Source organism: Arthrobacter sp. 10T419, from assembly GCF_056394105.1.
Genome location: NZ_JBFTHF010000001.1, coordinates 251521 through 270116 on the forward strand (window position 1 = coordinate 251521; position 18596 = coordinate 270116).

At 69.5% G+C, this 18596-nt stretch carries 21 protein-coding genes; 13 read left to right on the forward strand and 8 right to left on the reverse strand.

The window, feature by feature from the left end; genetic code table 11:
* Position 1 precedes the first annotated feature (1 nt).
* The 3 genes from AC1DBD_RS01215 (at position 2) to manD (ending at position 2957) form a co-directional block, all read left to right on the forward strand.
* Positions 2-676 (forward strand): bifunctional 4-hydroxy-2-oxoglutarate aldolase/2-dehydro-3-deoxy-phosphogluconate aldolase, encoded by a 675-nt coding sequence (locus AC1DBD_RS01215; protein WP_476891983.1) that lies wholly within the window; start codon positions 2-4, stop codon positions 674-676.
* Positions 673-1662 carry a sugar kinase gene (locus AC1DBD_RS01220; RefSeq protein WP_476981263.1) on the forward strand — a complete coding sequence of 330 codons (990 nt, stop codon included), beginning with the start codon at positions 673-675 and terminating at the stop codon, positions 1660-1662. The genes AC1DBD_RS01215 and AC1DBD_RS01220 overlap by 4 nt, the downstream gene beginning before the upstream one ends.
* 65 nt (positions 1663-1727) lie before the next feature.
* The gene (gene manD, locus AC1DBD_RS01225) at positions 1728-2957 is read left to right on the forward strand and encodes a D-mannonate dehydratase ManD (RefSeq protein ID WP_346957868.1); all 1230 of its coding nucleotides are present in this window, start codon (positions 1728-1730) and stop codon (positions 2955-2957) included.
* A 128-nt stretch (positions 2958-3085) separates the two neighbouring features.
* On the opposite strand, the gene AC1DBD_RS01230 is transcribed toward manD, so the two are convergent.
* Both AC1DBD_RS01230 and AC1DBD_RS01235 read right to left on the reverse strand, forming a co-directional pair.
* Entirely contained in the window at positions 3086-3295 is a 210-nt protein-coding gene (locus AC1DBD_RS01230) for a hypothetical protein (protein ID WP_476981264.1), read from the reverse strand.
* 116 nt (positions 3296-3411) lie between these two features.
* Positions 3412-4509 (reverse strand): DNA alkylation repair protein, encoded by a 1098-nt coding sequence (locus tag AC1DBD_RS01235; RefSeq protein ID WP_476981265.1) that lies wholly within the window; start codon positions 4507-4509, stop codon positions 3412-3414.
* A 123-nt stretch (positions 4510-4632) separates the two neighbouring features.
* Here AC1DBD_RS01235 and AC1DBD_RS01240 point away from each other — a divergent pair, with 123 nt between their 5' ends.
* Complete coding sequence (locus tag AC1DBD_RS01240) at positions 4633-5412, forward strand: phosphatase PAP2 family protein (RefSeq protein ID WP_441416773.1); 780 nt, start codon at positions 4633-4635, stop codon at positions 5410-5412.
* Between the two features lie 29 nt (positions 5413-5441).
* Here AC1DBD_RS01240 and AC1DBD_RS01245 read toward each other — a convergent pair whose 3' ends face one another.
* Positions 5442-5729, reverse strand: a complete 288-nt coding sequence (locus AC1DBD_RS01245) for a MerR family transcriptional regulator (RefSeq protein WP_441416774.1) — start codon at positions 5727-5729, stop codon at positions 5442-5444.
* A 149-nt stretch (positions 5730-5878) separates the two neighbouring features.
* On the opposite strand from AC1DBD_RS01245, the gene AC1DBD_RS01250 reads away from it, so the two are divergent.
* The 4 genes from AC1DBD_RS01250 to AC1DBD_RS01265 all read left to right on the forward strand — a co-directional run bounded on the left by AC1DBD_RS01250 (position 5879) and on the right by AC1DBD_RS01265 (position 8979).
* Positions 5879-6304: an Hsp20/alpha crystallin family protein gene (locus AC1DBD_RS01250; RefSeq protein WP_441417825.1), complete on the forward strand. Its 426-nt coding sequence runs from the start codon at positions 5879-5881 to the stop codon at positions 6302-6304.
* Positions 6305-6423: 119 nt separating this feature from the next.
* Positions 6424-6816 (forward strand): DnaJ domain-containing protein, encoded by a 393-nt coding sequence (locus AC1DBD_RS01255; RefSeq protein ID WP_476981266.1) that lies wholly within the window; start codon positions 6424-6426, stop codon positions 6814-6816.
* Positions 6817-6909: 93 nt separating this feature from the next.
* Entirely contained in the window at positions 6910-7299 is a 390-nt protein-coding gene (locus AC1DBD_RS01260; protein ID WP_441416776.1) for a hypothetical protein, read from the forward strand.
* 126 nt (positions 7300-7425) lie between these two features.
* On the forward strand, positions 7426-8979 hold the full coding sequence (locus AC1DBD_RS01265) for a glycoside hydrolase family 1 protein (RefSeq protein WP_476981267.1): 1554 nt from the start codon (positions 7426-7428) through the stop codon (positions 8977-8979).
* On the opposite strand, the gene AC1DBD_RS01270 is transcribed toward AC1DBD_RS01265, so the two are convergent.
* Together AC1DBD_RS01270 and AC1DBD_RS01275 are read right to left on the reverse strand one after the other, a co-directional pair.
* Positions 8976-10058 (reverse strand): App1 family protein, encoded by a 1083-nt coding sequence (locus AC1DBD_RS01270; protein ID WP_441416778.1) that lies wholly within the window; start codon positions 10056-10058, stop codon positions 8976-8978. The two genes, AC1DBD_RS01265 and AC1DBD_RS01270, sit on opposite strands and share 4 nt — an antisense overlap.
* A 49-nt stretch (positions 10059-10107) precedes the next feature.
* The gene (locus tag AC1DBD_RS01275; protein ID WP_476981268.1) at positions 10108-10872 is read right to left on the reverse strand and encodes a DUF72 domain-containing protein; all 765 of its coding nucleotides are present in this window, start codon (positions 10870-10872) and stop codon (positions 10108-10110) included.
* A 181-nt stretch (positions 10873-11053) separates the two neighbouring features.
* Between AC1DBD_RS01275 and AC1DBD_RS01280 the strand changes: the two genes are divergently transcribed.
* The 4 genes from AC1DBD_RS01280 to AC1DBD_RS01295 all read left to right on the forward strand — a co-directional run bounded on the left by AC1DBD_RS01280 (position 11054) and on the right by AC1DBD_RS01295 (position 15221).
* Positions 11054-12817: a glycoside hydrolase family 15 protein gene (locus tag AC1DBD_RS01280; RefSeq protein ID WP_476925453.1), complete on the forward strand. Its 1764-nt coding sequence runs from the start codon at positions 11054-11056 to the stop codon at positions 12815-12817.
* 144 nt (positions 12818-12961) lie between these two features.
* Positions 12962-13264 carry a YegP family protein gene (locus tag AC1DBD_RS01285; RefSeq protein ID WP_441416781.1) on the forward strand — a complete coding sequence of 101 codons (303 nt, stop codon included), beginning with the start codon at positions 12962-12964 and terminating at the stop codon, positions 13262-13264.
* Complete coding sequence (locus AC1DBD_RS01290; RefSeq protein ID WP_476925452.1) at positions 13251-13967, forward strand: HAD family hydrolase; 717 nt, start codon at positions 13251-13253, stop codon at positions 13965-13967. The genes AC1DBD_RS01285 and AC1DBD_RS01290 overlap by 14 nt, the downstream gene beginning before the upstream one ends.
* A gap of 78 nt (positions 13968-14045) precedes the next feature.
* Positions 14046-15221, forward strand: coding sequence for a zinc-dependent alcohol dehydrogenase (locus AC1DBD_RS01295; protein WP_476981269.1), 1176 nt, complete (start codon positions 14046-14048; stop codon positions 15219-15221).
* A gap of 30 nt (positions 15222-15251) precedes the next feature.
* Here AC1DBD_RS01295 and AC1DBD_RS01300 read toward each other — a convergent pair whose 3' ends face one another.
* The gene (locus AC1DBD_RS01300) at positions 15252-16178 is read right to left on the reverse strand and encodes a CHAD domain-containing protein (protein ID WP_476981270.1); all 927 of its coding nucleotides are present in this window, start codon (positions 16176-16178) and stop codon (positions 15252-15254) included.
* A gap of 146 nt (positions 16179-16324) precedes the next feature.
* Here AC1DBD_RS01300 and AC1DBD_RS01305 point away from each other — a divergent pair, with 146 nt between their 5' ends.
* Entirely contained in the window at positions 16325-17086 is a 762-nt protein-coding gene (locus AC1DBD_RS01305) for an SDR family oxidoreductase (protein WP_476981271.1), read from the forward strand.
* A gap of 49 nt (positions 17087-17135) precedes the next feature.
* On the opposite strand, the gene AC1DBD_RS01310 is transcribed toward AC1DBD_RS01305, so the two are convergent.
* Positions 17136-17558: a sterol carrier family protein gene (locus tag AC1DBD_RS01310; RefSeq protein WP_441416786.1), complete on the reverse strand. Its 423-nt coding sequence runs from the start codon at positions 17556-17558 to the stop codon at positions 17136-17138.
* Positions 17559-17561: 3 nt separating this feature from the next.
* Complete coding sequence (locus AC1DBD_RS01315; protein ID WP_476981272.1) at positions 17562-18578, reverse strand: asparaginase; 1017 nt, start codon at positions 18576-18578, stop codon at positions 17562-17564.
* Positions 18579-18596: the final 18 nt, after the last annotated feature.

The following is an 18596-nucleotide window of genomic DNA, read 5'->3' on the forward strand; positions in this document are numbered from 1 at the left end:
GATGACATCCGAACCCACCCCCGAGAACCTGCTGGCCGGAATCCGTGAGACCCGCCTGGTGGCGATCGTGCGCGGCACCGACGGCGGGGCCGCCGCCAAGGCTGCCCTCGCGGCCATGGAGGAAGGCTTCCGCTACGTCGAGATCGCCCTGACCACCCCGGACGCGCTGGCAGCGATCCGCACGGTCCGCGCCGCCGCACCCGCCGGCTGCTTCGTCGGGGCCGGCACCGTCCTCACCGCCGCGGACGTGGAAGACGTCGCCGGCGCCGGCGGACAGTTCATGGTGACGCCTTCGCTCGCCAGCTCCATCCAGGAAGCCGCCCGCCTGCGGATCCCCGTTCTGGCCGGGGCCCTCACCCCCAGCGAGGCCTACGAGGCGATGAACCGCGGTGCCACCGCCGTGAAGCTCTTCCCCGCCTCCATCGGCGGTCCCGGCTACCTCAAGGCACTTCGCGACCCCTTCCCCGGCATCCCGTTCATCGCCGTGGGCGGCGTCGGGCTCGACGAGGCGGCCGGGTACTGGGACGCCGGCGCTATCGCCGTCGGACTCGGCGGCCCGCTGTTCGGCGACGCCGGCTCGGGCGGGAACCTTGCCCCGATGCGCGAACGGGCCCGCGCCTTCGTCGACCTGGCGTCCGGATACGGCCGGCGGATGGCCGCGGAGCCTGCGCGGTGACCGTCGACCTGCTCACCCTGGGCGAATCGATGGTCTCGCTGCGCTCCGCGGGGCCGCTGTCCGCCGGCGGCAGCCTCGGCATGCACGTGGCCGGGGCGGAGTCCAACGTCGCCGTCGGCGTCGCCCGGCTGGGCCACAGTGTTGCCTGGGCCGGCGTCGTCGGCGCGGACCCCCATGGTGAGTTCATCCTCCGGCAGCTGCGCTCCGAGGGCATCGCGGTGCAGCACCGGGTGGATGCGGCCCGGGCCACCGGGGTGATGTTCCTGGAACGGCGCACGGCGGACATCAGCCGGGCCTACTACTACCGGGCCGGTTCCGCCGGGTCCACGATCAGCCGCGAGGACGTGGACCGGGCCTTCGCCGCCGGCCCGCGCGTCCTGCACCTGACAGGTATCACCGCCGCCCTGAGCCCGGATGCCCGGCGTGCCGTCGAATACGCGGCCGCGCGCGGCGCAGCAGAAGGCCTGGTGGTCTCCCTCGACGTCAACTACCGCAGCAAACTGTGGTCCCGCGACGAGGCCCGCGCCGTCCTCACCCCGATCGCCCGGCACGCGACCGTCCTGGTCGCCTCCGACGACGAACTCGGGCTGGTCGCCGGCATGGGGGTCGCAGGCCTGGGGGACGCCGGCAGCGGGGCATGTCCCGAAGCCGCCGAACTGGCCATGGCCGCCGAGCTCCTGGACCGCGGTGTCCGGGAGGTCGTGGTCAAGCGCGGCGCCGCCGGCGCCGGGGTCCACACCGCAGCCGGCCGCTGGGAGGCCCCCGCCGTGCCGGTGACCAGTATCGACACCGTCGGAGCCGGGGACGCCTTCACCGCGGGCTATCTTTCCGCCCTGCTCGACGGCGGCGACGTCGCCGCCCGCCTCAAGCGCGGCACCCTCGCCGGGGCCTTTGCGGTCAGCACCGCCGGTGATTGCGAGGGCCTCCCCAGCGCCGCGGAACTGGCGCTGCTGGATGCCGCTCCGGACGGAAGCACCCAGCGCTAAGACCCCCACCCTTCCGGAACCATCCCGGAATCCCTCATGACCGACACCGAAAGCCTGGACCAGCCGTGAAAATCATTGCCGCCGAAGTCTTTGTGACCAGCCCCTCCCGCAACTTCGTCACGTTGCGGATCACCACCGAGGACGGTGTCACCGGTATCGGCGACGCCACCCTCAACGGCCGTGAGCTGGCCGTCGCCGCGTACCTGAAGGAGCATGTTGCGCAGCTGCTGATCGGCAAGGACCCGCACCGGATCGAGGACACCTGGCAGTTCCTCTACCGGTCCTCGTACTGGCGCCGCGGCCCCGTCACAATGGCCGCGATCGCCGCCGTCGACATGGCGCTCTGGGACATCAAGGGCAAGCTGGCCGGCATGCCGGTCTACCAGCTGCTGGGCGGGGCGTCCCGGAACGGCCTGCGCGCGTACGGCCACGCCTCCGGCTCGGACCTGGAATCGCTGTTCGACTCGGTCCGCGAACACCTGGAGCTGGGCTACAAGTCGATCCGGATCCAGACCGCCGTGCCCGGCATCAAGGCCGTGTACGGGGTCGCGGCGCAGGCCCAGGCCTCGGGGGAGCGGTACGACTACGAACCCGCCGGGCGCGGTGCGTTCCCGCAGGAGGAGGACTGGGACACCCGCGCCTACCTGCGGCACCTGCCGACGGTGTTCGAGGCGGTCCGGAACGAGTTCGGACCGGAAATCCCACTGCTGCACGACGGGCACCACCGGATGACGCCGATCCAGGCCGCGAAGCTGGGCAAGGCGCTGGAACCCTACGACCTGTTCTGGCTGGAGGACTGCACCCCGGCGGAAAACCAGGAGGCGCTGCGCCTGGTCCGGCAGCACACCACCACGCCGCTGGCCATCGGTGAAATCTTCAACACCGTGTACGACTACCAGACCATCATCAAGGAACAGCTGATCGATTACGTCCGGGCCGCCTCCACGCACTTCGGCGGTATCTCGCCGCTGAAGAAAGTCATGGACTTCGCCGCGCAGTACCAGATCAAGTCCGGCTTCCACGGCCCCACGGACATCTCCCCGGTCGGGTTCGCCGCGCAGCTGCACGTGGGCCTGGCCATCCACAACTACGGGATCCAGGAATACATGCAGCACTCGGATGCAACCAACGAGGTCTTCGAGCAGTCCATGACCTTCGTTGACGGCTACCTGCACCCGGGGGAGACCCCCGGCATCGGCGTCGAGTTCAACGAGGAGGCCGCCGCGGCCTACCCGTACCAGCAGGCCTACCTGCCCTACAACCGCCTCGTCGACGGCACCGTCCATGACTGGTGATTGGCCACGGCTGGTGAACCGCCGCTGAAGCCAAAAAGGTCCCGGGCGGCGATTCGCAGCTCAGCCGCCCGGGACCTGGTCTGGTTAGCGGCCGGGGCGCGTCGTCCCCGGCCCGCCGCGCCCGCGGCCTAGCGGACGACTTCCCGTGTCATCCCGAAGGGGACCTGGTCCGAAAGTGCGGCCGTGTAGTGCCCCGGCTTGTGCCGGGTCAGCAGGATGCCGTGGGCGCCGGTGAGCATGGCGAGCCGCTGCAGCCCCTGGACGGCGTCGTTGAGCCGGTCGTCCAAGAGTTGGCGATTGTCGACCTGGATCTCGATGCATTCGCTTGCTGTCGTCATCGCACTGTCTTTCCGGGAGGTGGTCGCCGCGGGGCCAACGGCTGAAGCGAGGATAACGTCTGATTTAAATGTGAGTCAAATCACCACGCGGGCACGCCGCCGTCCGTTTCCGGAGCCTAGGTCAGCACCGTGAAACCGGCCCCCGGATAGCGCACCCCGTTGACCTGCGGCTGCAGCGCGTGGTCGCCGGGGTGGTGGACCCGGGTGGTCATCTGGCGGAAGGCATGGCGCTTCGAAAATGTCCTGGATTCACCCGGCCCGAGGACGGCCGTGCCGAGCTTGAACACTTTGTCCGCGAGGACGCCGTTGGCTTTGGCGTAGTGCACCACGTAGTCGACGGCGATGCGGGCCTCCGCCGGGCCGGTGTTGGCGACGTCGAAATCGAATCCCAGGTCTCCCGGCAGTTCCACGACGGTGCGGTCGAGCCGGAGAGGCGTCACGGCGAGCGGCGCCGGCGCGAAGCCGAGCAGCTCCAGCGCGCCGGGGTGGGCCTTCTTGACCAGGGTCCGCAGGCCGTGGCGGACCACCCTGGCGGTGTTCGCGTCCGGCTCCGCCAGCCAGCGCGCTGCGGCGGCGACCACTTCGTCGGGGGCATGCCGGGCCAGGTCGTTCAGGTGGTTGGCCACCGACCGCCGGACGTCCTCGACCGGGTCGCGGTACAGGGCGTCCAGGATCGGCAGGGTTGCCGCCGGCCGGGCCGTGAGTCCGGGAACACGGATTGCCCACGGCAGGTACGCCCGGGTGCCCTCGCTGGCGAGCCGTCGGACCTGCCAGTCGGGGTGGCTGGTCCAGCGCTGGATGACCGTCAGGGCCCGGTCGAGGTCCGCATCCAGGAGCCGCCGGATGGCGAATTCACCCGTGAGCCGCGGAGTCAGCTCGGCGAGCAGCGACAAGCAGTCCTCGAAATCGGCGGGGCCCCTCCGGGCAAGGGCGAGAGTGGCGGCCGCCTCGCTGACCGGCCAGATCATCCAGCCGGTGAAGTCCGGGTCCTTCAGCGCCTGGCGGAAGACCGCCGCCGCAGCGGTGTAGTCGGCGGGCAGATCGGTGAGCAGGGCGCTGCTGAGCAGGTCGGTGCGTTCGCGCAGGCCCAGCCCGTCCAGCTGCCCGGCCGTGCCGGCCAGCTGCGGGAAGCGGCGGCCGGGGGAAGCAGCGGCAAGGATCCGTCCCAGCGAGCCGACCACCCCGGGGTTGATCAGTTCGTTCATGACACCCATGGGTTCAGGCTACCGGCGGGAACGGCGCGGGACCGGCTGCCGGTCCGACGCGCCCGCGGCGCGGGAACCGGGATATTCTTCACGTTGGGAATGTCCACACACGGCGCAGAGGCGGATACGGCAATGGCAGAGCAGAAAACCGGGCAATCCGGCTGGTGGCGGGTCTTCCATGACAAGTTTGTGGTGGAGGAGCGCTACATGAGCGTGGATGCGCGGCGGAATCTGTACCGGATCGCCGTCGGGCTTATGGTCGTCGGCGTCGTGGCGTTCATTGCCATCCTGGTTAGCGTGCTGCAGCACGGCGGTATCACCGCCGTTGACGAGCCGGTGCGCTCCGGGCTCGTGGCCCTGCGCGGGGAGCCGGCCACGACCATCATGATCATTCTGGCCATTGTCTTCGGACCCATCGGCCTGCCGATCATCATCCTGGTGTTCACGGTGGCGTGGGGGCTGCTGGCCAAGCACGCCTGGCGGCCGATGGTGCTGGCCGGTGGCATGCTGACCGGGGTCATCCTGGCCCAGATCATCGGCCGGTCGGTCGGCCGGCAGCGCCCGCCGGTGGACCTTATGCTCTTCGGGGCTGACTCCACGTTCTCGTTCCCGTCAGGCCACGTCCTGGGCGCCTGTGACTTCCTGCTGATCACCACGTTCCTGATCTTCTCCCGCCGCAAGAACCCGAAAGCCGCCGTCGCGGGATTCGCCGTGGCCGGGATCGGGATCTTCTTCGCCGCGCTCAGCCGGCTTTACCTTGGCTACCACTGGACCACCGACGCCCTCGCCTCGCTGTCCATCTCGTTCGTGATCCTGGGCGCCGTGATCCTGCTGGACACCTGGCGGACCGCCAGGATCCCGGGCGAGCGGATCACCGGTGAACTCTCCAAGCAGGAGACCGGCGCGGAGTAGGCGCCGGCGAAGACGGGGCGCGCTGCCGGTCAGCGCGCCCCGCGTCGTTTAAGCTCCGCACGGAGCTTGGCATTAGCCGTTTCCAGTTCCAGCACCTTGGCGACGCCGGCGAGGTTCAGCCCCTCGTCCAGCAGCTCACTGATCCGCCGCAGCACCACCAGATCCGTCTCGCTGTACTGCCGCGTTCCGCCCGCCGTGCGGTCCGGGGTCAGGAGTCCCCTGCGCTCGTAAAGCCGGATGTTCTGCGGCCCGGTCCCGACCAGCTGAGCCACCACGGAGATCGCGTACACCCCGACGTCCGCTTCACGTTCCGCCATGGCTCACGTCCCTTCGTGTGGTCGAAAAATTTCCTGTTGCATCAGTTTGGCACTGGTGCTATAAAAAATCTATATCCACCACCACAGATAATCGAGTGGGCTGGATAGGCAGGAAAATTCAAGACTCTCGTATGAAGGAGTGGGAAATGATGTTGATGCGTACGGACCCGTTCCGTGAATTGGACCGGCTGACCCAGCAAGTCTTCGGAACGGCGGCGCGGCCCGCCGCCATGCCGATGGACGCGTGGCAGGAGGACGGCGAATTCGTCGTCGCGTTCGATCTTCCCGGCGTCAATGTTGACTCGGTGGATCTCGACATCGAGCGCAACGTCCTGACCGTCAGGGCCGAACGGCGCGACCCGACGCAGCCCAACGTTGAATTGATCGCCTCGGAACGGCCGCGCGGAGTCTTCAGCCGCCAACTGATCCTGGGCGACACGCTGGACACCGACAAGGTCAAGGCGAGCTACGCCGACGGCGTCCTGACGCTCCGGATTCCGGTGTTGGAGCAGGCCAAGCCGCGGAAGATTGAAATCACGCACACGCAGGACAAGATGCAGGAGATCGGGAAGTAACAGCGCCGGCGGCGGACGCTTCGGACCGCTGGCGGTGCGGGGATCCGGCCGGCCGGAACGTGCGGCCGGATCCCCGCCTGATCGGCCCGAGCCCCGTCCGGCCACCAGGAGGTGAGCCGATGAACCGCGACCCGCGCGGCTTCTACGCCGCGTTGCACGTCGCGCCGGATGCGTCTCCGGCCGAGATCCAGCGCTCCTTCCGCGCGCTGATGCGCCGCCGCCATCCCGACGTCGAAGCGGCCGCCGGTGCGGCTTCCGGAGGCGGCCCGGATGCCCGGCCCGGCGCCGGGTCCGACGGCGGGGAGGAGGCGCGCCGCATCCTTGAGTCGTTCTCGGTGCTGCGGAATCCTGACGCGCGGGCCGCCTATGACGCCGCCGGTTCCGCGGCCCGGCCGGCCCGCCCGGCCCGCGACGCTTCCGCCGTCGGCCGGGACATTCCGGTGCGGCACCACCGAGGCGGGCAGCCGGTGTTGCGCGTGACCCCGGTGCGGTGGGAGCGGGGCCCGGAGTGACGCGGGTACCAGGGGCGGTGCCGCGTGCCGGACCATGCAGGAAGCAACAGGCAGGAAGCAGCAGGCAGGAATACAAGAAAATGGAGGACAACCATGAGCGCATGGCGGCGTTACGATTCGCACCTGATGCCCGCGTTCCACGAGCGGTTCGAGGAGCGGTGGGGCGAAGGAACCGCGCCCTTCCTTGACCCGGAGGCCCACGAACTGCCTCTCCCGCGCGCACAGTGGATCAATGTGGACACCGGCGCCGCGCTGGCGGTGGTGCCCATCTGGGCCGCCGAGGACAGCCAGCACCGCTCCTTCGGGGTGTTCTACCTACCCCCCGCCGGGGACATCTGGGTGCTCCGGCCCGGGTTTACCGGCTACCTTGAGCCCGCGGCGGACGAGGCGGAGCAACTCCTGAGCCTGCGGAATGACGCGTTTAAGAAGGCCGTCGCCCATGCCAAAGAGTTCCTCTTTGGGCCGGAGGAGTCCACCTACTAGGGCGCCGGGCTCAGGGGCGGAGGCGCCGGACCCACCGGCGGAGGTGCCGGCGCCGGTTGTGGCGTGGGCGCCCGCCGGGGCCTAAAATCAATCAACCACCAGCGCAACTGCATAGGGGATCCGCCAATGAATGCTTCCGCCCACGATCTGGCCGCTCTGCTGCCGGCCGATTTCACCATGGGCGTGGCGACCGCCGCCTTCCAGATCGAGGGGGCGCTGGACGAGGACGGACGCGGACCTTCGGGATGGGATGTCTTTGCGGCTACCCCGGGCTCGATCGTCAATGATCACAGCCCCGCCATGGCCTGCGACCATTACCACCGGATGCCCGAAGATGTGGCGCTGATGAAGGAGCTGGGGATCGATTCCTACCGGTTCTCGCTGTCCTGGCCCCGCATCCAGCCCGGCGGCAGCGGTCCGGTGAATCCCAAGGGCCTGGACTTCTATGACCGCCTGATCGACCTGCTGCTGGCCAACGGGATCTCGCCGATGGCCACCCTGTACCACTGGGACACGCCGCTGGAGCTGGACGAGGCCGGCGGCTGGATGAACCGGGACACCGCCTACCGGCTGGGGGAATTCGCCGCCATCGCCGCCGCGGCCTACGGGGACCGGGTGGCCCGCTGGGTGACCATCAACGAACCGGCCACGGTGAGTGCCAACGGCTACATGCTGGGCGTGCACTCCCCGGGCGAAGCGCACATGCTCAAGGCGCTGCCGAGCGTCCACCACCAGCTGCTGGGCCACGGGCTCGCGATGCAGGCGCTGCGGGCGGCGAAGGTGCCCGGTGAAATCGGCCTCACCAACGTCTATTCACCGATGGTCCCGGCCTCGGTCAACCCGCTGGACAAGGTCAGCGCCGGGCTGATGGACATGGCCCAGAACCGCCTGTACGCGGATCCGGTGCTGCTGGGCAAGTATCCGGACGCCATCAGGGCCGCCACTTTCTTCTCCTCCTTCAGCCCGTCCAGCGAGGACATGGAACTGATCTCGCAGCCCCTGGACTTCTACGGGCTGAACTACTACATGCCCACCCGGGTGGCGGCCGGACCCGGCGAGGGCACCGTGCCCCAGGGCATGGCCGAGGCCATGGGCAATGACCTCAACGGCGGCGGGTCCGGAACCCCGTTCCACATCGAGAGCTTCCCGGACACCGAGATCACCGCCTACGGCTGGCCGATCAAGCCCGACTACATGGCCGTGGCATTCGCGGAAATGGCCGAACGCTACCCGGAACTGCCGCCGGTCTACATCACCGAGGGCGGCGCAAGTTTCGAGGATCTGGAGATCCACGACGCCGAAGGCCGCCTCATCGTCCCGGATGAGCGCCGCGTGCGGTACCTTGCCGAGCACATCGGGGCGGCCATCGAGGCGACCTCACCCGGCGGCTCCGCAGAGTCGATCGAGCTGCGCGGCTACTACGTGTGGTCGCTGCTGGACAACTTTGAATGGTCCGCCGGCTACAAGCAGCAGTTCGGCCTGCTGCACGTGGACCGTGACACCATGGTCCGCACGCCGAAGGCCTCCTACTACTGGATCCGGGAGCTCATGGCGGCCCGGAAGAGGGACGCCGGGGCAGCTGCGATGGTCGCGGGCGACGGCGGCACGGCGGACAGCGCCGCCGTCGACGTCGAAACCCCCGAAGCAGGAACCGCGGCCGAAGCCCCGGCGGCCGGCTAGAGGATCTCCAGCTCCTGCAGGCGCTTGGCCATGCCGGCGCCGTCGGGCGAGTAGACCCACGGGACGCTGGAGCCCGTGTGGTCGCCGGTCTCGGAATGTCCGCCCGCCAGCACGGCCTCGCCGGTGGAGAGCTGGCGGATGCCGATCGCGGCGACCCGGTCTCCGTGCTCCCGGGCGAACTGCGAATAGATGGCCTCGTCGTGCTGGCCGTTGTCGCCGAAGAGGAGCCAGCGCATGTTGGGGAACTCCTTGGCCAGCAGTTCCAGGTTCCGGCGCTTGTGTTCCTGGCCGCTGCGGAACCAGCGGTCGTGGGTGAGGCCCCAGTCGGTCAGCAGCAGGGTGCCGGAGGGGTACATGTTGCGCGTGATGAAGCGGGCCAGCGTCGGGGCGGCGTTCCAAGGGCCGGTGGACAGGTAGATCACCGGCGCCTCGGGGTGTTCCACCAGCAGTCGGTCCATCAGGACGGCCATGCCCGGGGTCGCCATCCGGGCCCGTTCGTTGAGCACAAAGGTGTTCCACAGGGCCAGGAACGGCCGGGGGAGTGCCGTGACCATGATCGTGTCGTCAATGTCCGAGACGATGCCCAGGGTGGTGTCCGGGGAGATGACATAGATCATCGCCTCCGCAGGCTCGGTCCCTTCGGCCCGCAGCACGGCGCGGTGCCAGCCGGGCGTGAGTGAAACCGGGACCACGGTGTCCACGATGCCGCCGCGGTCGGCGTGCACCCGGGTGGTGATGCCGCCGATCTCGATCTCCACCTCAATGAACTGGATCGGGACAGACGTAAACGCGCGCCAGCCGCGGACATTCTGGTTGCCGTTCTGCGCCGCCTGCTCCGCCCGGCTGCCGGGGGTGGGCTTGCTCGTGAGCAGGACGCGGCCCAGTACCCGGACCCACTCGGTGGAGCCGTAGCCCTGGTAGGCGATGGTTTGCGGGCTGAACTTCCAGCGCCTGGCTGCCTTCAGGCGGAGGTGGTTGACCGAGTCCGAGACCCAGTGGGCCAGCCGGAAGGCCTGGCTGCCCGAGACTTTCCTGTCCGGCTGCGGTTGCTGCGCTGGTTCCTGCGAGGCCAATTCCATAACTCCACTCTCCCACAGCGGCGCGTCCTGCCGGCGATTGGTCCGCCGGTCAGGCGTCGCCCAGCAGTTCACGCAGCCTGGTGGCGTTGCGCACGGCGTTGCCGCCGCCGTCGTTGTTGAAATAGGCGTAGACGTCCTTGCCCGACGCCAGCCACTCGCGGGTCCGTTCCGCCCACCAGCCAAGTTCCTGGTCGGAGTAGGAGCCGGCGTAGAGGTGGTCCCGGTCGGGCCCGTGCAGCCGGACGTAGACGAACCCGGCGGTAGCCCGCAGGATGCACGGCAGCTGCGCGCCGCTCATGACGCAGTAGGCAGCGCCGTGCCGTTCGAGCAGCTCATAGACCGCCGGGTGGTCCCAGCTGGGGTGGCGGAACTCCACGCTCACGCGGATCCACTCCGGCAGGACGGCCAGGAAGTAGCCCAGACGGGCGTCGTCGCGCGCGAAATCCGGCGGCAGCTGGACCAGCAGCACGGCCCGCTTGTCACCGAGTTCGTGCCAGCAGCGGGTGATCCGCTCCGCCCAGACCTCCGGGCCGTAGAGTTTCTTGCCGTGGGTCAGGCCCCGCGGCGCCTTGACGGACATGGTGAAGCCCTCCGGCAGGCGGCGCTGCCACCCGGCGAAGGAGCTCTCCCGCGGCCAGCGGTAGAAACTCGCATTCAGCTCCACCGTGGTGAAGCGCGATGCGTAATGGGCCAGCCGGTCCCGTGCCGGCAGCCCGGGCGGATAGAGCACGTTCTCCCAGTGGTCGTAGCTCCAGCCGCTGGTTCCGATGTGCGCCACGCCGTGGCGGTGTACCCCGTAGTCCTGTTCCGGCATGTTGGGATCCTAGTGCCGGCAGGCCGCCCGTCCCAGCCCCCGCGCAGCGGAACCCGTTGCCCCGCGCAGCGGAATCCGGTGCCCCGCGCAGCGGAATCCGGTGCCCCGCGCAGCGGAATCCGCCCCGCAATCTGCCACGTCGTCCTCGGCCGCCAGCACGGCGTGTGGCACTGTAAGACCCATGGCACGCATCGAGGATTACGCAATGGTCGGCGATCTGCACACCGCCGCATTGATCAGCACGGAAGGCTCCATCGACTGGCTGTGCCTGCCCCGCTTCGACTCGCCGGCCTGCTTCAACGCCCTGCTGGACAGCCCCAAGGCCGGCCGCTGGCTGCTCGCGCCCGCGTCCGGCGGCGAATGCACCCGGCGGCACTACCGCAAGAACACCCTCATCCTGGAAACCGAATGGGAAACCGGCGAGGGCAAGGTCAAGGTGATCGACTTCATGTCGCCCCGCGACGGCGCGGCGGACATCGTGCGGATCGTGGTGGGGATCCGCGGCACGGTACGGATGCGCGGCGAGCTGGCCCTGCGCTTCGACTACGGCCACATCGTCCCCTGGGTGCGCCGCGACGAGCACGGGATCCACGCCGTGGCCGGCCCCGACGCCGCATACCTGGTCACCGAGGCCCCGCTCCGGGGCGAGCACATGCAGACCGCCAGCGACTTCACCGTCAAGGCTGGCCAGCGCATTCCCTTCGTGCTGACCTGGGCACCCAGCCACCTCGGCCGCCCGCGCAAGGTGGATCCGGAAGGCGTGCTTGAAGCCACCGAATCGTTCTGGCAGCAGTGGTCGGCCAAGTGCCGGGTCACCGGCCCGTACCGCGATGCCGTGCTGCGCTCGCTGATCACCCTCAAGGCCCTGACCTTCGCCCCGACCGGCGGCATCGTGGCCGCCGTGACCACGTCGCTGCCGGAGGAGCTCGGCGGGGAACGCAACTGGGACTACCGCTACTGCTGGCTGCGGGACGCGACCCTGACGCTGCAGGCCCTGCTCGCCTCGGGCTACTCGGAGGAGGCCGCCGCGTGGCGTAACTGGCTGCTGCGCGCGGTGGCGGGGGATCCGGCCGATCTGCAGATCATGTACGGCCTGCACGGCGAGCGAAGGCTGCCGGAAATGACGCTGGACTGGCTGGCCGGCTATGAGGGGTCGGCGCCGGTGCGGATCGGCAATGCCGCAGCCGGGCAACTGCAGCTGGACGTCTGGGGCGAGGTCCTGGACTGCCTGGCCCTGACCCGGAGTTCACTGCTGCACGACGGCGATGACTCCTGGGACGTCCAGGTGGCGCTGATGGAGCATCTGGAGACCGCCTGGACCCGGCCGGACAACGGTCTCTGGGAGATGCGCGGACCGCGCCGGCATTTCACCCACTCCAAGGTGATGGCCTGGGTGGCGGCGGACCGCATGGTCAAGGGCGTCCGGGATTCCGGCCTCCCCGGCCCGGCGGATCGCTGGGAAGCGCTCCGCGACACGATCCACGCCGACGTGATGGCCAACGGTTTCGACGCCGAACGCAACACCTTCGTCCAGTCCTACGGCCGGCCCGAACTGGACGCCAGCCTGCTGCTGATCCCGCGCGTGGGGTTCCTGGCTCCGGATGATCCGCGGGTGGTCGGCACCATCGAGGCGGTGCAGCGGGAGCTCACCCATGACGGCTTTGTGCTGCGCTACCGGCAGGAACAGAGCGACGACGGCGTGCCGGGCGGCGAAGGCGTCTTCCTCGCGTGTTCGTTCTGGCTGGTGGAGGCGCTGCTGGGTGCGGGTCGGCGCCGCGAGGCAAGGGAGCTGTTCGAACGGCTGCTGGCGCTGCGCAACGACGTCGGGCTGCTGAGCGAGGAATGGGACGTTCAGGAGGCGCGCCAACTGGGGAACACCCCGCAGGCCTTCAGCCACTTCGCACTGGTGCGCAGCGCACTCGAACTGCAGGCCGACGGCCACTGACGGCATGCTCCAACGGTGCCCTGGCACCGGCTGACGGCGGCGAAATCCGCCGGACCGGGACCGGCCGGCGGACTTTCTTCCAGAGCTTAGATAAGTATACTTACTAATATCCCCGCACGGGGTGCAGGATTGAAGGAGTATGCAATGGCTGGATATTTCGAGCTCGTGGATGCGCCCGACGGCGGCTACCGGATTCGGATGATGGACGCTGCCGGCGGCCTGATGGCCGTCTCGGTCACGTTCCCCACCAAACGCGCGGCCGTGGCAGGGATTGCCCAGGCGCGGGAGATCGCCGGAACCGGCCTGATCCGTGACCGCAGCGGCGACGGCCAGTCCGCAGTGATGGCCTCGCTGGCGAAGCGGCGGACCGGCGGCGGCACTGGACGCGGCTCCTCGCTCTCCGGCGGCACCCTGGCGGCCACGAAGCGCACCCGTGCCCACCACTGACCCGTCGTCGGCCGGGCAGCACCAGGCCGCAGTCCTCTTCGACGTCGACGGAACCTTGGTCGACTCCTCCTACATCCACACGCTCGCGTGGTGGCAGGCCTTCCGGCAGGCCGGCTACGACGTGCCGATGGCCAGCATCCACCGCTCGGTGGGAATGGGCGGGGACAGGATCCTTGACCGCCTGCTGCCGGAAGACCGCGATCCCGACGGCGACGCCGACATCATGACCTCCCACGCCGCGGTGTTCTCCACCTTCTGGCCCTCGCTCCGGCGGCTCGACGGCGCCCGGGACCTGCTGGCGCAATGCTTCGACGCCGGCCTCGCCGTCGCCCTCGCGTCCTCGGCAAGGGACCGCGACCTGGAGATTCTCCGCACCACCATCGACGCCGACGCCTACATCCACGCCGCCACCAGCTCGGCTGACGCGAAGGAAAGCAAGCCCGCGCCGGACATCCTCGTCGCGGCGCTCAAGGCCGTCGGCGTCCCCGCCGGCAACGCCGTATACGTGGGGGACGCCGTCTGGGATATTTACGCTGCCGGGAAGCTGGACATCCCGGCGATCGGGCTCACCTGCGGGGGCACCAGCGAAGCCGAACTCCGCGAAGCCGGCGCCGTGGAGGTCTATGAAAGCCCGCGCGCGCTGCTGGACAACCTCGCCGGCAGTGCCATCGGCAAGCTGGCCGCGCGCGTCCGCGGCAGCTGACCCACCGGCCCTGCCGGGCTGCGCTCCGACTCTTCCTTCCAAATTTTTCCCTCCAGACCGCGACCGAAAGGCAAGCACATGAAGGCACTTACTTGGCAGGGCAAACGTTCTGTGAGCGTTGAAGAAGTTCCCGACCCGGTGATCCAGGAACCCACCGACGCGATCGTACGCATCACGTCGACGGCGATCTGCGGCTCCGACCTGCACCTCTACGAAGTCCTCAGCCCCTACATGCACAAGGGCGACATCATCGGCCACGAGCCGATGGGCGTCGTCGTGGAAGTGGGCAGCGCCGTCACCAACCTGGCCAAGGGCGACCGCGTGGTCATCCCGTTCAACATCTCCTGCGGCCACTGCTTTATGTGCAGCCAGGGCCTGCAGTCCCAGTGCGAGACGACGCAGGTCAAGGAAAAGGGCTCCGGAGCCTCGCTCTTCGGCTTCTCCGAGCTGTACGGCTCCGTGCCCGGCGGGCAGGCGGAGTACCTGCGGGTGCCGCATGCTGACTACGGACCCATCAAGGTGGGGTCGGAACTCCCGGACGAACGCTACCTCTTCCTCTCGGACATCCTGCCGACCGCCTGGCAGGGCGTGAAGTACGCCGACGTGCCCGAGGGAGGCACCCTCGCGGTGATGGGCCTGGGGCCGGTGGGACAGTTCGCGTCCCGGATCGGCAAGCACTTCGGCCTGCGCGTCATCGGCGTCGACCCGGTGCCCGAGCGCCGGGCGATGGCGGAACGGCACGGCATCGAGACCCTGGATTACTCCAAGGGCGTCGCCGACGAACTGCGCTCCATGACGCAGGGCCGGGGTGCCGATTCGGTGGTGGACGCCGTCGGGATGGAAGCCCATGACTCGCCCGTGGCCTCGTTCGCCCAGCACGCGGCCGGGCTACTGCCGGAGAAGCTGGCCCAGAAGGCCTTCGAGACCGTCGGGGTGGACCGGCTCTCCGCGCTCCACACAGCGCTGGACGCAGTCCGGCGCGGCGGCACCGTCTCCCTCAGCGGCGTGTACGGCGGAACGGCCTCCCCGATGCCGCTGATGCACATGTTCGACAAGCAGATCCAGCTGCGAATGGGCCAGTGCAACGTCCGGCGCTGGACCGAGGACCTGCTGCCGCTGGTGGAGTCGGACGCGGACCCGCTGGGTGTCATGGACCTCGTGACCCACCAGGCCAGCCTGGATGAGGCCCCCGCGATGTACGAGAAGTTCCAGAAGAAGCAGGACGGCTGCATCAAGGTGGTGCTGAAGCCCTGACCGGACCTGGCGGTGAGCCCCGCGGCCGCCTCAGCCGGCGGGAAACTTCCTCCAGAGCTTCAGGAAGGCCCGCTCCGAGGCGGCCGCCAGGTGCTCTTCCTTGGCGTGCAGCCTGCCGTAGCTGAAGCCGTTCTCCCCGCTGCGCAGCGCGCGGCCGCCCAGCTCGGCCAGCCGTTCGCGGGCCACGACGCTGTCCTGGTGCAGGCCCAGGAGCTGCTGGATCCGCCGGGCCGACTTGGCCAACCGCTTCGCGCCGCGGCGCTTCTTCCTGTCCGGCGGCAATCCATCGGGGGCCTCCTTCGGCAGCGACAAGGCCAGCTCCGCGGAGTACCGCAGCCGTTTTGCCGCTTTGCGGACCTCATGCAGGCCCGCATTCCGGGCGGCGCCGCCGTCGTCGGCCGTGGGTGGAAGGGCCTTCACCGCGCGCTTCAAACGACGCCGGTCCTTGGCTACCAGCTTGCCGAACCTCGTCCCGGGAGCGCCGGCGGCCTTCGGCGACAGGGTCGCGTCGGCCAGGAATTGGTCCAGGGCCGCCAGCAGACGGGGGTACCGCTCGTTCCCGAGCGCCTCGAGGACCGCTTCGAATCCGGCGGCCTCAAGTGCGTCGAGCTCCTCGTCGATCCGGATGGCGGCCGGGCCCTGCGGCCCGGACAGCGAGCGCAGCGCCTCGGGCTCCTGGGCGAGCAGCGTGGCCAGCCTCTCGTGGACCACGCCAGGGTCTCGGGCCGCCCCGAGCAGTCCCGAGAGCCACCGCAGTTCGGCGCGGAGCGGTTCCACTGCGTCGTCGTCGAACAACGGCCGGCCCGAAGCCAGCAGCGAGCGGAGGCGGCGCGCCGCAACACGCATCTGATGGACGGCTTCGGGTTGCTTCGACCGGACTCCGGGCGCATGCTGGCGCAGTTCAGCGAGCTGCTGTCCAAGATAGGCCAGCAAGGCCTCGCCCGCGGTGGTTGCCACGCTTCACTCTACGTCTTGGCGCAAGCCCCTGCAGTGCCGAGAGATGGCAGATCGCGGCAATGTTTGTCCCGGGCACTGCCGCGACGTGCCATCTCGGCATAGGCTGTCCGGGACCGGAATCGACCACGCCACCCTAGGAGCCCCGCATGACACACCAGCGCCACCTCGGCCGGGTCGCCGTCGTCACCGGAGCGGGTTCCGGGATCGGGCGGGCGGTGGCTCGGCTCATGCTGGCCGACGGCTACCGCGTGGTGCTGGCCGGCCGGCGGGAGAAACCGCTGCTGGAGACCGCGGCCGGGCACGCGCAGGCGCTCGCGTTTCCCTGCGACGTCTCCCGGCCCGGCGACGTCGAACGGCTCTTCGCCGTAGCGCTTGAGCAGTGGGGCAGGGTGGACGTGCTGTTCAACAACGCCGGCGTGTTCGGCCCCGCGGCCTCGGTGGACGAGATCAGCGTCGAGGACTGGGAGGCCACGGTGGCCGTGAACCTGACCGGCTCCATGCTGTGCGCCGCCGCCGCGGTCCGGGCCATGAAGGCGCAATCGCCGCAGGGCGGCCGGATCATCAACAACGGCTCCATCGCGGCGCACTCACCCCGCCCCCGCACCGTGGCCTACACGGTCACCAAGCACGCCATTACCGGGCTGACCAAGAGCATTGACCTCGACGGCCGCGGCTTCGGCATCAGCTGCGGGCAGATCGACATCGGCAACGCCGCGACGGAGCTAGTGGACGAGATTGGCGTAGGCGACGGCGCGCTCCAGGCCGACGGCAGCCGCCGGCCGGAGCCGACGTTCCCCGTCGAGGACGCGGCCCGCGCCGTGCTGCTGATGGCCGGCATGCCTGCCTCCGCCAGTGTGGGATCCCTCGTCATCACGGCCGCCGGGATGCCGTTCATCGGCCGCGGCTGACTCGTTAGGGCGGGCCTCGTGCCGCTGGCGCCTGGCCTACCCGGCTTGCCTAGAGCGGCAGCAGCCCGGACAGGTCGGCCCGCAGGCCCGAGGCGGCCACCCGGCCGGATTCGACGGCGTCGGCCCAGCTGAGTCGGCCGGTGACCATGGCAAGCCAGGTGGCGGCGTCGCATTCAATGACGTTAGGGGGAGTGCCGCGGGTGTGGCGCGGGCCCTCGACGCACTGGGTGACGCCGAAGGGCGGCACGCGGACCTCCACCGAGTTGCCGGGGGCCCGGGCGGTGACTTCCTCGAGGGAGTAGCGCACCGCCGTCGCGAGCGTATTGCGGGGTACTGCCGGGACCTCAGGCGCAGCGGCGCCGGAGGGCTCGGGCGCGGCAGCGTCGGAGGGCTCGGGCGCGGCGGCGTCCCGCCAGGCGGCCAGCGCGGCGCGGCCCTCATCCACCGGGATCCGGCGCCGTGACACAGCCACGGCCTAGTCCAGCAGCGCCGAGACGGCGTGGCCGAGCCGGATCTTGCCGACCGGCCGGCCGCCGCCCAGCACCGGGTCAACCACCTTTTCCAGCACGGAAGAAACCTCCGGGATCTCGACGGCGCCCGCGGCGGCGAGCAGGGTCAGGCCCACGAGCGTCGTGGCGCGGACGTTGCCGTCCAGGACCTTGATCGCCACCGAGACGCCCTGCGGGGTGGCCATGACCAGCACACCCTCGGCGCCGACCTTGGCGATGATTCCGAGCTCGTCCATCACGATCGTGTTGGCCTGGCCCCGGCCCTGTACGGCCCACGGGTAGTCCAGCATGGAGGTCGCGATCGTGGCGGCGCGGGCGTTGGAGTTGTTGTCCCCCGGAGCCTTGGCCAGCCGCGAGAAGGCGCGGGCCAGGCCGGTGAGCGACACGGCGGCCACCGGGGCGCCGCAGCCGTCGATCCCGAGGTGGGCGATCCGCTCGCCGCAGTACTCCTCGATCACGGAACGGATGCGTTGCTGCAGGGGGTGGTTGGGTTCCAGGTAGCTGTGTGTGTCCCAGCCGTTTTCCGTGCAGGCCCAGAGGAACGCCGCGTGCTTGCCGGAACAGTTGAAGGCCAGCCGGGACTTTCCGCGTTCCGTCTGGACCAGCCAGGTCCAGGCCGTCTCGTCCTCGGGCCACGCGGCGGGGCACTGGAGTTGGTCCTCCTTGACGCCGGCAGCCTTCAGCATGCCCTCCACCACGTCCATGTGGTCGAGGGAGCCGACGTGGCTGCCGCAGGCGATCGCCACCTGCGCGCCGCGCAGCGGCACGCCCGACTGCATGGAGGCGAGGGCCTGCAGCGGCTTGAGCGTGGAGCGCGCGTAAATCGGCGTCGTAATGTCGCCGAGTTCGGTGACCAAGTTGCCGTCCGCGGACATCACGACGGCGGACCCGATGTGGCGGGACTCGATAAAACCGCTGCGTTCCACGACTGCCAGTTCGACGGCGGACTCAACAGTGAAGGTGGCATGCGGGTTCAAGGGCATGCTGCAAGTCTATGGTGC